Genomic DNA, 13,326 nt, shown 5'->3' with positions numbered 1-13,326 from the left:
GGATGGCGGGTGGGCGTCACAAGGGCAGGTGCGGGACGGCGGTGCGGAAGGCGGCGATGGCCGCTCGGATCGCCGGGTGCGCGCCGTATCCCCGTCTGAAGGCGGCCAGGGTGCGGCGGCTGAGGGGCAGGCGGGTGAGCCGCACTCCCGGCGGGGGATCGGTGGCCGCCAGGCGGGGGACGATCGCGACGCCCTGACCTGCCGCGGCGAAGGCGAGCACGGTGTCGAAGTCGTCGATGTGGTGCCGTACGAGCGGCTCGAACCCGGCCGCCTGGCAGACCCTGATCGCCATCGTGTGGCAGAGGGTGCCCGGCTTGTTGGTGATCCACGCGTCGGCCCGGGCGGCGGCGACCGAGGGGCGGTCGGTGAGGTACATCGGCTCGCTGAACAGCGGCTCCGTCTCGATGGAGGCGTCGGTGACCGGCGGTACGAAGTCGTATTCGTGCACGAGCGCCACGTCCAGCTCGCCTGCCCCCAGCGCGGCCGAGACGTCGGCGGGGTCGATCTCGGCGACCATCGGCTCCAGTCCGGGATGGTCGGCGGTCAGGCCGGCGAGCGCGGGAGGCAGCAGCACGCGGGCCGCCGTCGGGAACGCGCCGATCCGCAGCGGCCCGGACGGCCCGCCCCGGGTGGCGGCCAGCGCCGCCGCGGCGCGGTCGAGCTGTTCGAGTACGGCCTGCGCGTGCTCCACCAGCAGCAGCCCGGCCGGGGTCAGGGTCACGGTGCGCCCGGTACGCTCCAGCAGCGGCACGCCGGCCTCCCGCTCCAGGGCGCTGAGCTGCTGGGAGACGGCGGAGGGCGTGAACGTGACCGCCTGCGCGACGGCGGCGATGGTGCCCCGCCTGGCCAGTTCGCGGAGCAGGTGGAGCTTGCGTGGGTCAAGCATAAGCTCAGCTTAGGCTCGAACGAAGAAATCCGCGCTGGACCTAACGGGTTCCGGCGGGCCAGGCTCGAAGCATGTTGAGAGGACTGCACGTACCGCTGGTCACCCCGTTCGACTCGGCCGGACAGGTGGCCGTGGACGCCATCGAGAAGCTCGCCTACCACGTGCTCGACCAGGGCGCGGCCGGGCTGGTCGCGCTCGGCACCACCGCCGAGGTGGCCGCGCTCGAACCGGAGGAGCGGGCGCGGGTGGTCGAGATCTGCGCGCGGGTCTGCGCGGAGCGGCAGGCGCTGCTGACGGTGGGGGTGACGGGCAACGACACGCGCTCGACGGCCCGGGCGCTGCGCGACCTGCCCGAGGGCGCCGGGGCCGCGCTGGTGACCGTCCCGTACTTCCTGCGGCCGGGCGAGCGCGGCGTGGTGGCGCACTTTGAGGCGCTGGCGGAGGAGACGCCGGTGCCGCTGGTGATCTACCACATCCCGTACCGGACCGGGCAGGCGGTCGGGGCGGCGACGTTGCGGCGGCTCGGGGCGCATCCGATGATCGCCGGGGTGAAGTACGCGGCCGGCGGCATCGACCAGGAGACGGTCGACCTGCTCGGCGACCTGCCCGCCGGGTTCGAGGTGCTGGGCGGGGACGACGCGTTCGTGTCACCGCTGCTGGCGCTGGGGGCCGCGGGCGGGATCCTGGCCTCCGCTCACGTGGACACCAGAGGGTTCGTCGAGCTGGTGGCCGCCTGGCACGAAGGCGACGCCGGCCGGGCCAGGGCGCTCGGGCACCGGCTGGCCCGGCTGTCGGCCGCGCTCTTCGCCGAGCCGAACCCCACCGTGATCAAGGGCGTCCTGCACGCCCAGGGCCTGATCCCGACCCCGGACGTGCGGCTGCCGCTGCTGCCCGCCGGCCCCGCCGCCGTGTCACGGGCTCGCCTCCTCGCATAGCCACGCGCCCGCGCTCACCGTGACAGCGGGGTGACGCTCAGGCCGGTGAGCGCGGCCGGATCGCGGGTGACCGCGAGCTTACGGTTCAGCCGCACCGCCTGCGTACGGGTGACGCCGAGCCACCGGAACCGCAGCGGCGCCACGATCCACCCGTTGGCCGTGCCCTCCGAATGGCAGGGCGAGCCGTCCGGGTCGCCGATCTGCCCCGTGACCTGGTAGACGACCTCCCCGCCCGGCTCCAGCGGATGCGGCACCGGGAGCGGCCGGCGTCGCCCCTCCCCGTGCGTGCCGGTCGAGAGCAGCCGGGCGGACGTGGGGAACCAGTAGCAGGGACCGTTGCGCCGCTGCCAGTCCTCCACGGTCTCTTCCAACCCGGCCAACTCGACCGCGGACGAGCCCGCCGCCACCGCGAGTGCCGCGGTGGTGGCCAGGATGCGTCTCATCGGTCGGAGTCCCTGATGGCGGAGCCGACCTCGCGGACCCGGTCCGCCAGCAGGCCGAGCGCGCCCACCGCCCGGGTCATCGGGTCGTCCTGGGCGCCTCCGAGCGCCTTGGCCCGCAGGTAGGCCGCCTTGACCTCCGCCCAGCGGGCGGCCTGGGCCGGGGTGAGGCGGCCGCGCAGCTCGGCCAGCTTGAGCAGGTTGGCCTCGGCGTCGGCGGTCAGGGTCTGGGCCTCGCCCACATAGTGGTCGTCGAGCACCGCTTCGAGCTCGGTGTCGTTCATGGCGGGGACGATGCGCTCGGCCAGCTTGTTCATGTTGCGGTAGGAGCCCTGCAACCGATACGGCGGCTCGGTGCGGGCGGCGTCGGACTGGGCTGCCGAGGCGATGTAGGCCCGGTTGTTGGCCAGCACCACCTCCTGCACGCGCACCAGCTTGGCCAGCACGCTGAGGATCTCGTCCAGCTCCGGCTTGCCGTACGGGTGCCGGAGCTGGTCCGGCCGGACCGTCTGGTCACCCTTCGCGAGCCGTACCAGGAGCTCCACGTCGGCGCGGTCGCGGCCGGCCAGCGGCGCCAGCACGGGGTTGGAGGTGAGGGCGTTGTCCACGTAGCTCAACGCGAACAGCTCGTCCTTGCCCGACAGGACGTCGCCCAGGTTCCACACGTCGGCCCGGTTGGCCAGCATGTCCGGGATGCGGAACCGGGTGCCCGACTCGGTGTATGGGTTGCCCGCCATGCACACCGCGAACCGCTTGCCGCGCAGGTCGTACGTCCTGGTGCGGCCGTTCCAGACCCCTTCGATGCGGCGCTGGGCGTCGCACAGGGAGATGAACTTCTGCAGCAGCTCCGGCGAGGTGTGCTGGATGTCGTCCAGGTAGAGCAGCGTGTTGTTGCCCGCCTCCAGCGCGAACGAGATCTTCTCCACCTCCTGCCTGGCCGTCGCGTCGGGCGCGTCCGCCGGGTCCAGCGAGGTCACCTCGTGGCCCAGGGCGGGACCGTTGACCTTGACGAACATCAGGCCGAGGCGGCTGGCGACATATTCCATCAGGGTCGTCTTGCCGTAGCCGGGCGGCGAGATGAGCAGCAGCAGGCCCATCTGGTCGGTGCGCTTGCCCGCGCCCGCCGCGCCGAGCTGCTTGGCCAGGTTGTCGCCGATGAGCGGCAGGTACACCTCGTCGAGCAGGCGGTTGCGCACGAAGGCGCTCATGACCTTGGGCTTGTACTCCTCCAGCCGCAGCCGGCGCCGCTCGGCCTCGATCAGCTCGGCCCGGCGGCGCTGGTATGCGCGGTAGGCCGGGATCCGCTCCCGCTCGAACGTGCGCGTCCTGGTGAGGATCTCGTCGATCCTGAGCTCCAGGCTGCGATCCCGGATGCGGGGATGGGCGCCGAGCAGGCCGTCCACGGTGACGGCCGTGGCGGCGCTGGACTCGTGGCGGGGCAAGTCGCACAGCTGCAGGGCGACGGCCTCGGCCGTCTCCGGGCCCTGGTGGTAGGCCGCCAGCCACGCCTGCGCGAGCTGGAGGCGCTCGGGCAGGGGTACGGCCTTGAGGTCCTCCTCGAACTCCCGTGTCCTGACCGGCCCCAGCTCCTGCCGGAACCCGTCGAGCACCTCGCGCGCCGCCTTGCCGGTCACGAACTTGAAGGGGGTCCCGCCCAGCTCCTCGACCAGGTACTCCCCGGCCGGCTCCGCCGCCCCTGCCATGCCCCCCAGCCCCGCGGTGAACCCGGCGATCAGGACGCCCAGCTCCGCGGCCAGCGCGTCCAGGGCCGGCGGGCGGCCGAAGACCGTGCCGGCCCGGGTCAGCGACACGGCACGGGTGGTGAATGTTTTACGTGAAACCTCCGTCAGGCCGAACGCCCAGAAGAGCTGGGCCACCGCCCGCACCTCGGCCGGGTAGCGCAGGAGCCCGGCGCCCTCCCGCAGCCGCACCAGGGCGTCCAGGATGGCCGTGGCGTCGTGGTCGTGGACCCCGCGCTCGTAGCCTTCGTCGTACCGGTCCGAGGCCGCCTGGCGTACCAGGTCGGCGAGCGGCGTGCCGGGGGTGGCCGAGTCCAGCAGCGACGTGGCCAGGTATTCGGCGCGGTAGACCTCCGGCGTCTCCGAGACCAGGAGCTGGTCCCAGAACGGGCGGGTGTCGGCGAACGACTCGGGGACCGGCGAGCGGTAGTCGGTTCCGGTGATCGCGAGGTGCATCCACTGGTCGTGCGGCACCAGCGTCAGGTCGATGGGCTGGGTGTTGACGGCGAAGTTGTGGCGGCCCAGGCGCAGCGTCGCGCCGCCGTCGGAGAAGAGGTCCAGGCGGTCCCTGAGCGCCCGCCCGGCCTCCTGCCGCGCCGCCTTGACCCGGCCTTCGAGCTCCTCCGCCCGTACGGCGTCGCCGAGCCCGCGCAGCTCCCCGGCGACCGAGCGCACCTTGGCCACCATGGGGTCGGTCGCGAAGTAGGTGTTGATCTCGTCCGGCGAGCCCAGCGCGGCCAGGCGCCTGGTGATGCCGCCCAGGACGCGCTCGGCGGAGGCGAAGAGCCGGTCGGCCCGCCGGGCCAGGGCGTCGAGCTGGGTCTGCTTGCGGGCGGAGAACGCCTCGTAGACGTCCTCCCGCTTGGCCGACAACTGTGCGGCGAAGTCGTCGAACTCGCCGAAGCGCGACTCCAGGCCCTCCAGCTGGAGCAGCAGCCGGCCGAGCTGCTCGTCGCATTTGTCCGGGGTGCCGGCCATCGCCAGCGCACCCGTGACGGCCTGGCCCAGCAGTGCGAACTCGGCGGCGAAGGCCGCCCGGCCCTCCGCGCCCAGCAGCTCGCGCCGGCGGCCGTCCAGTACGGCCCTGGCCCGGTTCACCCCGCCGAGCACCTCGGCGATCCGGCCCAGGATGGAGGTGCGCACGGTGGCGTCGGCGATGTCCAGCGAGCCGACCACCTCGGTCACCACCTCCAGCCCCTCCGCCTGCTCGGCCAGCCGGTCCGCGACGGGGGCGGCCTCGGCGACCGTGCCGATGCCGGCCGCGTCGGCGGCCAGCCGTTCGACGGCGGCGTGGTAGCCGGTGAACGCCTCAGCGCCCGCCAGGAAGGCCACCGCCCGCCGGCCCACCGAGGCCAGCTCGTCCGCCACCGAGGAGGCCAGCGTGTCCAGCGCGGCCACGTCGATGTGGCGGACCTCGCGCAGCGTCATCAGTCGGCCCTGGGCCCTGCGCAGCGTGGCCAGGGTGGTGACCCAGGCGTCGGCGGTGTCCGGATCGCCGGCGCGGGCCCTCCGTACGAGCTGGGTGGTCTCCTCCTCGGCCGCGGCGAGTTCCCGGGTGGCCTGGCGGGTGAGCTGCTCGACGTTCTCGTACTCGTCGAGCACCTGCTCGGCGGTGGCGCGTACGTCGGCCAGCGGCGCGCGCAGCCCGTGCTCGCCGAGCCAGTGGTAGGAGTCGAAGGCCCGGGTGCAGGCCGCGATCAGTGCCTCGAAGGTGCCGGCGGACGGCGCCATCTCCGCGACCATGCGGGAGACGGACAGGCAGTCGGAGATGCCGCGTACGAGCTCGGCGTTGCCGATGCGTTCCAGGGGGCCGGTCCCGGCGGGCTGGGCGGCGGCATAGGTGTCCGACACGTACGGCGTCTGCCACACCTGCATCGGATGGACCCGGGTCGGCTCCTCGGAGACGGCCCGGAAGACCACCATCGTGCCGTCGTCGAACAGCGAGTACCCGTGGCAGACGATGGGGTTGGCCACCTCCTTCCTGATCACGTTGTACGGCAGCAGCAACGAGCGCCCGTCACCTCTCGCGTGAAAGACGTACAGCACGTCCTCGCCGTTGGGTGAGCGCACCACCTGCTCGAACTCCAGGTCCGCCACGTCCGTGTCGAACGTCTTGCTGACCCCGGTCGCCAGGTAGTAACCGCCGGGGAAGATCAGCCCCTGGTCCTCGGGGAGGCGCCGGCAGGCCCGCCCGATGCCGTCGAGCCGTACGACCGCCTTGGTACGGGTGTTGAAGACCAGGTGGCGCCACTCGCTCTCCTTGTACGGCCGGACGCGGATGAGGATGAGCGGCCCCACGCGGGCGTGCTCGACGTCGGCGTCCGCCAGGCTCTGCAGCGGCTCGGCGACCGGCTCGGCGTAGATCCCGGCGCCGGACTCCGTGTTGTCCTCGATCTTGATGGTGAGGTCGCCGCCGACCGTCTCGACGAACACCTCGCCGCCGATGGAGATGTGCGGGTGGCGGCCGAGCACGTGGTCGTCGCGGGTGGTCGCGGTCCACTCGAAGTCGTGCGCCGGAGGGAAGACGTGGTCCCGCTCCCCCCTGTTGTCCTGATATTTCGGGACCCCGCCGTTGCTGACCGCCCAGCGCAGCACCCGCTGGTCGGCCGGCCCGGTCTGGAACACCGCCAGCAGCCTGCCGTCCACCCGCCGGAGCTGCTGCAGCCGCGTCTCCTTGTAATAGCGGTAGAGCTCGGCGAAGTCCTTGCGGAAGGCCGGGTCGTCCAGCGTCTCCAGCCGGTCCGGATCGAACCTGAAAGCCTCCCCGTCCCTGGAGAACCGGTGCACCGCGAACACGTCCGCCACCGTCGTCTCCGGCTTGAGCCCGATGAAGACGTTGTAGCCGAACAACATCACGTCACCCAGGGAGACGATGTCCCTGGGGACGCAGTTGTTCTCGGTGCGGATCCGCTCGGTGCCGAGCAGCCGCAGCTCCGTGCCGCCGAAGACGCGCAGCCGCGCCGCGTTGAGCGCCTCGGCCGCCCCGGCCAGGGCCTTGGCCTGGACCTGGAGCCGGTTCCTGAGGACCTCGTAGGTCCCCGCCGCCAGCTCCGTCTCCGCCACGGTCACGGGCCCTTCTCCTCCGTCGTCGTCACGGTCACGGCGCTGTGACCGGTGGTCCGCTCGCCACGCTCGCTCACCGTCAGCTCTTCGCCCCCGTCAGCGCGGCCACCGGCGAGTCGGCCACGCCGAGCCGGCGGGCCGCCTCCAGCAGCTCGCCGAGCGCCGTGGACTGCGGGCCGCCGTCCTGGATGAGCCGCATGAGCAGGGCGGACACGGTCAGGTTCTTGAGGTCCTCGGTGCGTACGCCGCCGACCACGCTCGCCAGGTCGGCCGCCAGGCTGGCCGAGCCGTTCACGTACGGCGAGACCAGCGCCCCCGCGACCTCCGAGTGGTCCACGAACCCGTCCACCACCTTGCCCGCGGTGATCGAGCCGACCACCTTGTCGAAGAACATGGTCTCGCCGCCGACGATGTCGATGTTGGCCTTGGCCAGCCCGGCCGCCAGCACGCTCGCCTGCGACTCGGCCACGTGCCGCGACACCTCGATGTGCTTGAGCCGGACCTCCTTGTCGGCCTCCAGCCGCAGCCGGTACTCCTCGTGCGACCTGCTCGCCTCGTCCAGCGCCGCCATCGCGGCCGCCTTCTGGGTCAGGCCCTCGGCCTCGGCCTTCAGCTTCTCGCCCACCGCGGTCGCGCCGGCCAGCGCCAGCGCCTCCTCGCCCGCGGCCCGCGCCTTGAGCCGCTCGCCCTCGACCAGCGCCATGGCCTTGGCGCCGTCGGCCTCGGCCCGCAGCCGCTCGGTGAGCGCCACGGCCTCCGCGCGGCCGACCTTCTCGATGGCCTCGGCGTCGCGCTCCCTGACCTGCACCTGCGCCAGCCCGCCGGCGGCCGACTCGGCCTGCACGCCCTCCGCCAGCCGGATCTTGGCCCGGGTCTCCAGCTCGGCGGCCTGCTGCCGGGCCTCGGCCAGCGTGAGCTCCTCGCGCGCCCTGAACTTGGCGGCGGCCTCCGCGGCCTCGGCGGCCTTGATGTCCTTGACCAGGTTTTCCTGCGCCTCGGCTTCAGCGGCGATGATCACGCTCTGCCGGGTGCGCTCGGCCTCCTCGACCACCCGCAGCCGCTTGATGCTCTCCTCCTGCTCGGCCACGGTCTTGTCGACCGCGATGCGCTCGCGGATGACCTCGGCGATGGCCCGCCGCTCGCTCTCGATCTCCTTGTCCTTGGCGATGCGCGACAGCTCGGTCTCCCGCTCGCGGGAGATGACCTCCAGCGCGCGGTCCTTCTCGATGCGCTCGGACTCGATCGCGATCACGCGCTCGCGGTTCTTCGCGGCGACCGCGACCTCGCGCGCCTGGTTCTCCTGCTGCACGCCGAGCTGCTCGTCGGTCTTGATGTCGGCGGTACGGGCGCGCAGGCGCTCCTCGGCCTGTACGCGGGCGATCTCCGCCTCCTCGCGGGCCTTGACCGTCTCGATCTCGCGCCGCTGCTTGAGCTCGGCGTCGGCCTGGCGGCGCTGGAGTTCGAGGATGGCCTCGCGGGCGTCCACGTTCTGGCGGGTGATCTCCTTCTCCTCGTTGCGCTGGAACTCGTTCGTGCGCACGTGCTCGATGGCCGTCAGCTCGGTGATCTTCCGGATGCCCTGCGCGTCGAGGATGTTGCTCTTGTCGAGCTGGAGCAGCGCGGTCTGCTCCAGGTAGTCGATGGCGGCGTCCTCCAGGCTGTAGCCGTTCAGGTCGGTGCCGATGAGCCGGATGATCTCGTCCCGGAACTCGTCGCGCTTGGTGTAGAGGTCCACAAAGTCGAGGTGCTTGCCCGCGGTCTTGAGCGCCTCGGAGAACTTGGCGCTGAACAGCTCCTGCAGCGTCGCCTCGTCGCTGGCGCGCATGGTGCCGATGGCCTGGGCGACCTTGATGACGTCCTCGGCGGTCTTGTTCACCCGGACGAAGAACGTGATCTTGATGTCCGCCCTGATGTTGTCCCGGCAGATCAGCCCCTCGCGGCCAGTGCGCTCGATCTCGATGGTCTTGACCGAGATGTCCATGATCTCGGCCTTGTGGACGACGGGCAGAACCACGGCGCCGGTGAACGTCACATCAACCTTGTTGACCTTCGACACGATCAGCGCCTTGCCCTGTTCGACCTTGCGGAAAAGGCGGCCGATGACGATGAGCAGGCCAATCACGACGACCAGGACGACGGCGAGGAATATGCCGAAGCCAGTGGAGATGACGTCCATCATTGCTCGCTTTCGTAGGGCATGACCCAGAAGAATTCGCCGTCTTTGTCATATTCGAAGATGAGGGCGTTGTCGCCGCGGGCGAGGCGGTCCTGGCCGGTCGTGCGTACCTGCACGATCGCGGACGAGCCGTCCGCGGCGGTGACTTCGGCCTGGCCGAAGTCGGGGGTGGCCGCGCCGGTGCGGATCACGCACATCTGGCCGACGAAGTCGCCGCGCGAGTGCCGGTCGCCTTCGGGAAACAGCCTGCGCAGCGGAACCAGCAGGCCACGGGTGGCGAGCCAGGCGCCGGCCGCGGCGGCGAAGGGCACGACGGCCAGCGGGCCGCCGCTCGTCACCTGGCTGCCGATCAGGGCCAGCAGCCAGGCCAGCGCGATCAGCAGCGAGAGCGCGACGCCGCCGGGTACTCCCCCGAGACCCAGCCACGCGGCGTCGTCGTCCAACTCGAACAGCCCGGTGGCGACGACCAGCCAATAAGCGACGACCACCACCAGCAGAAAAGTGAAAATGACCGTAGGAAAGCGCAATACGGTGTCTAAGAACTCGGTCATCCCGCCTCGGTCTACCCCGTCCCCGTTGATGTCCTGACGGACTCTAATACATATAAAGCCCAGGTAAAGATGAAAGTTCCCGACTTGGTATGGAAATTCGGGCGGTTGACCTCGACTTGGGTTGAGGTTGCAGGGTGGAAGCCATGACTGAGGTGATGAGGGCCGCGGCGTTCACCGAGCCGGGCGGGCCTGAGGTGCTGAAGGTGATGGAGGTGCCCGCGCCCCGGGCGGGTGCGGGCCAGGTGCGGGTCCGGGTGCGGGCGGCCGGGGTGCAGCCGTTCGACACGGCCATACGCGCGGGGTGGGAGCCGCCGGGCCTGGCGCTCGACTTCCCGCGCATCCCGGGCAACGAGTTCGCGGGCGTGGTGGACCAGGTGGGCCCGGAGGTGACCGGGGTGGCCGTGGGCGACGAGGTGCTCGGTTTCTGCAGCTTGCTCGCCTACGCGGAGTACGTCGTCGTCCCGGCGGCCCACGTGGCGGCCAAGCCGGCGGGAGTGCCCTGGGAGGTGGCCGGCGGGCTCACCGCGGGCGTGCAGACCGCGGAGATGGCGCTGGACACGATGGGCCTGGCGGCGGGGGAGACGCTCCTCGTGCACGGGGCGGCGGGAAACGTGGGCGCGGCGGCGGCGCAGATCGCCCGCCGGCGCGGCGCCACCGTGATCGGCACCGCCCGCGAGGCCAACCACGACTACCTGCGCGGTCTGGGGGCACTCCCGGTCGTCTACGGCGAGGGGCTGGCCGACCGGGTGCGGGCGCTCGCCCCCGGCGGGGTGGACGCGGCGCTGGACGGGGCCGGGGGGCACGCCCTGGAGGTGTCGCTGGAGCTGGTCGCGGACCGGTCCCGCATCATCACCATGGTCGAGCACGGCAGGGCGGCCGAGCTGGGGATCCAGACGGTCCGGGGCGAGCGTACGGCGGAGCGGCTCGGGCGTTACGCCGCCCTCTACGCCGAGGGGGAGTTCGTGTTCCCGGTGCGGCGGGCGTACCGGCTGGAGGAGGCGGCGGACGCGCACCGGGAGATGGAGACCGGCCACGGCCGAGGCAAGATCGTCCTCACCCTCTGAGCCGCACGGCCGCTTCGAGAAGGGTCTCCGTCACGCTCTGAGGCGCACGGCCTCGGCGATCGCGAGCTGGACCTCCTGCAGCTCGCGCGCGCCGTCCTCGACGTCCCACAGCGAGTTCTGCAGCACCCGGCCGAGCGTCCATCCGGCCGCGCGCCGGCGGTCGAGGCCGAGCCCGTCCACCATGAAGTCGAAGCGCCGCAGCACCGCCCGCGGCACGTCCCCCGAGGCGACCACCTCGTCCCACCGGTTGTGCAGGGCGGGCATCAGGTCGAAGCCAGGATCGCCGGCCAGCGGCTTGGGGTCGATGCTCAGCCACGGCTCCCGGTCGGCGGCCAGCACGTTGTCGTAGTGCAGGTCCCAGTGCAGCAGCCGGTCGCCGGGCCCGAGGTCGGGAGTGAGCTCGGCGACCGCCGCGGCGCACCACCGCAGCCAGTGGCGGTCCCGCTCCCTGGGCAGCCGTGCCACGGCGCCGGGCACGTCGTCGAGCATCGCCCGGGCGATGTCCGCCAACCGGCGCATCCCCGCGGGGGCGGGATGCGCCACCAGGCGGCGCAGCAGGCCGGTCAGGATGTCCAGCGCGACCGTCTCGTCCGGCTCGCCGGACAGGGACCGCTCGGCGTGCAGCCGTTCGAGCAGCAGGGTGCCGGTCTCCGGGTCCGAGTCGAGCAGCAGCACCGAGGCGTCCCCGGCCCAGGCGCGCAGCCCGTGGGCCTCCGTGTCGTTCTCGTCGGAGACGGGCTGTAGCTTGAGCGCGGCCCTGGTGCCGTCGTCACGGACCACCGGCAGCACGAGCGAGACCACCCCGTGCCGGGGCTCGCCGTCGAGCCGCAGGTCCCATTCGGCCAGGTAGCGCTCGGCCAGCGCGGGCAGCCCGGCGGACCAGGCGCGACCGGCCTCCCCGTCGAACTTCACGTGCGACTCGGTCAACGCCGCCGGCACCTTGATCCGCATGCTCCCAGTCTGCCCGGGGTCCGGCGGTGCGAGGGTTCAGTAGTGCCAGGGGAAGGGCGACCAGTCGGGGGCCCGCTTCTCCAGGAACGAGTCGCGGCCCTCGGCCGCCTCGTCCGTCATGTACGCCAGCCGCGTCGCCTCCCCGGCGAACACCTGCTGCCCCACCAGCCCGTCGTCCACCGCGTTGAAGGCGAACTTCAGCATGCGCTGCGCCGTCGGCGACTTGCCGTTGACCTTGCGCGCCCACTCCAGGGCCGTGGCCTCCAACTCCTCGTGCGGGACCACGGCGTTGACCATGCCCATGCGGTGCGCGTCGGCCGCGGTGTAGGTGTCGCCGAGGAAGAAGATCTCGCGGGCGAACTTCTGTCCGACCTGCCGCGCCAGGTAGGCCGAGCCGAACCCGCCGTCGAAGCTGGCCACGTCGGCGTCGGTCTGCTTGAACCGGGCGTGCTCGGCGCTGGCCAGGGTCAGATCGGACACCACGTGCAGGCTGTGGCCGCCGCCCGCCGCCCAGCCGGGCACCACGCAGATCACGATCTTGGGCATGAAGCGGATCAGGCGCTGCACCTCCAGGATGTGCAGGCGCCCGGTGGCGGCCGAGCCGTCGGCGTACTGGTAGCCGTCCTTGCCCCTGATGCGCTGGTCGCCGCCCGAGCAGAAGGCCCAGCCGCCGTCCTTGGGCGAGGGGCCGTTGCCGGTCAGCAGCACGCAGCCGACGTCGGTGGTCTGCCTGGCGTGGTCGAGCGCGCGGTAGAGCTCGTCGACCGTCTGCGGGCGGAAGGCGTTGCGCACCTCGGGGCGGTCGAAGGCGATGCGCACGGTGCCTTGGTCGACTGCCCGGTGGTAGGTGATGTCGGTGAAGTCGAATCCCTCGACCGCCTGCCACGCCTTGGGATCGAACAGCTCGGAGACCATGGCCGAGAGCCTAGTCGATCTGCCTTCCGGCCCTTTCGGCCCCACTCCTTCCGCGCCCTGCCCAGGCGCAGGCCGTGGTCGAGCCTGCCCGACCCGGCGGTGCATCCCGGGCATGGCGCGTTCGACGGCGCCCGCCGCCTTCACCGGGTGGTGTCCTGGGCACCTGCGGCGGCGGGCCTGGTCAAGTGAGTACGGGTGCCGGTCAGGTGACCTCGGCCCGCAGCTCCGCGAGCAGTTCCCCTTGGTCGGCGAGCATGTCGGTAAGGATTCGGCGGGCGGCTCCGAGCAGGTCGGCCAGCTCGGGGGTCGCCAGCGTATAGACCACGGTGCTGCCCTCGCGGATCGCGCTCACGATCCCCGCCCTGCGCAGGACGGCCAGTTGCTGGGAGAGACTCGAAGCCTCGATGTCGATCTGAGCCAGCAGATCCCTGACGGGAAGCGGCCCTTCCTGAAGAAGCTCCAACACCCGGATGCGAGCGGGGTGGCCGAGCGTTCTGAAGAAGTCGGCCTTGGCCTGGTGGACCTCCACGTGCATATAGCCCAGACTAATCCAGCGCAGTTGCATAATTCTTCAAGTCGTAACGTTGTTGGATAGCATGACAGCGG

The 13,326-nt window shown here is 71.8% G+C and carries 10 protein-coding genes; 2 read left to right on the top strand and 8 right to left on the bottom strand.

Features of this window, described 5'->3' with window-relative positions:
- Positions 1-16: 16 nt before the first annotated feature.
- Positions 17-886 carry a LysR family transcriptional regulator gene (locus tag BLS95_RS28005; RefSeq protein ID WP_090937525.1) on the bottom strand — a complete coding sequence of 290 codons (870 nt, stop codon included), beginning with the start codon at positions 884-886 and terminating at the stop codon, positions 17-19.
- Between the two features lie 71 nt (positions 887-957).
- On the opposite strand from BLS95_RS28005, the gene BLS95_RS28000 reads away from it, so the two are divergent.
- Entirely contained in the window at positions 958-1,821 is an 864-nt protein-coding gene (locus BLS95_RS28000) for a 4-hydroxy-tetrahydrodipicolinate synthase family protein (protein ID WP_090937522.1), read from the top strand.
- Between the two features lie 14 nt (positions 1,822-1,835).
- On the opposite strand, the gene BLS95_RS27995 is transcribed toward BLS95_RS28000, so the two are convergent.
- The 4 genes from BLS95_RS27995 to BLS95_RS27980 form a co-directional block, all read right to left on the bottom strand.
- A complete protein-coding gene (locus tag BLS95_RS27995; RefSeq protein WP_090937519.1) occupies positions 1,836-2,264 on the bottom strand; it encodes a hypothetical protein in 429 nt (142 codons plus the stop codon).
- Positions 2,261-7,069 carry a DNA repair ATPase gene (locus BLS95_RS27990; RefSeq protein ID WP_090937516.1) on the bottom strand — a complete coding sequence of 1,603 codons (4,809 nt, stop codon included), beginning with the start codon at positions 7,067-7,069 and terminating at the stop codon, positions 2,261-2,263. Before BLS95_RS27990 ends, BLS95_RS27995 begins: the two co-directional genes overlap by 4 nt.
- Before the next feature lie 73 nt (positions 7,070-7,142).
- A complete protein-coding gene (locus BLS95_RS27985) occupies positions 7,143-9,239 on the bottom strand; it encodes a flotillin family protein (protein ID WP_090937511.1) in 2,097 nt (698 codons plus the stop codon).
- Positions 9,239-9,790, bottom strand: coding sequence for a hypothetical protein (locus BLS95_RS27980; RefSeq protein WP_090937508.1), 552 nt, complete (start codon positions 9,788-9,790; stop codon positions 9,239-9,241). Before BLS95_RS27980 ends, BLS95_RS27985 begins: the two co-directional genes overlap by 1 nt.
- A 143-nt stretch (positions 9,791-9,933) precedes the next feature.
- Between BLS95_RS27980 and BLS95_RS27975 the strand changes: the two genes are divergently transcribed.
- Complete coding sequence (locus tag BLS95_RS27975; RefSeq protein ID WP_245765316.1) at positions 9,934-10,854, top strand: NADP-dependent oxidoreductase; 921 nt, start codon at positions 9,934-9,936, stop codon at positions 10,852-10,854.
- Between the two features lie 30 nt (positions 10,855-10,884).
- Here BLS95_RS27975 and BLS95_RS27970 read toward each other — a convergent pair whose 3' ends face one another.
- The 3 genes from BLS95_RS27970 to BLS95_RS27960 all read right to left on the bottom strand — a co-directional run bounded on the left by BLS95_RS27970 (position 10,885) and on the right by BLS95_RS27960 (position 13,255).
- Entirely contained in the window at positions 10,885-11,805 is a 921-nt protein-coding gene (locus BLS95_RS27970) for an aminoglycoside phosphotransferase family protein (RefSeq protein ID WP_090937506.1), read from the bottom strand.
- 36 nt (positions 11,806-11,841) lie between these two features.
- On the bottom strand, positions 11,842-12,720 hold the full coding sequence (locus BLS95_RS27965) for a 1,4-dihydroxy-2-naphthoyl-CoA synthase (protein WP_090937503.1): 879 nt from the start codon (positions 12,718-12,720) through the stop codon (positions 11,842-11,844).
- Between the two features lie 202 nt (positions 12,721-12,922).
- Positions 12,923-13,255, bottom strand: a complete 333-nt coding sequence (locus tag BLS95_RS27960) for an ArsR/SmtB family transcription factor (RefSeq protein WP_090938046.1) — start codon at positions 13,253-13,255, stop codon at positions 12,923-12,925.
- Positions 13,256-13,326 lie beyond the last annotated feature (71 nt).

The sequence above is a fragment of the Nonomuraea jiangxiensis genome (assembly GCF_900099965.1).
GTDB classification, from domain to species: domain Bacteria; phylum Actinomycetota; class Actinomycetes; order Streptosporangiales; family Streptosporangiaceae; genus Nonomuraea; species Nonomuraea jiangxiensis.
The sequence above is the reverse complement of the archived record's forward strand: the minus strand, read 5'-3'. Positions and strand labels throughout refer to the sequence as shown.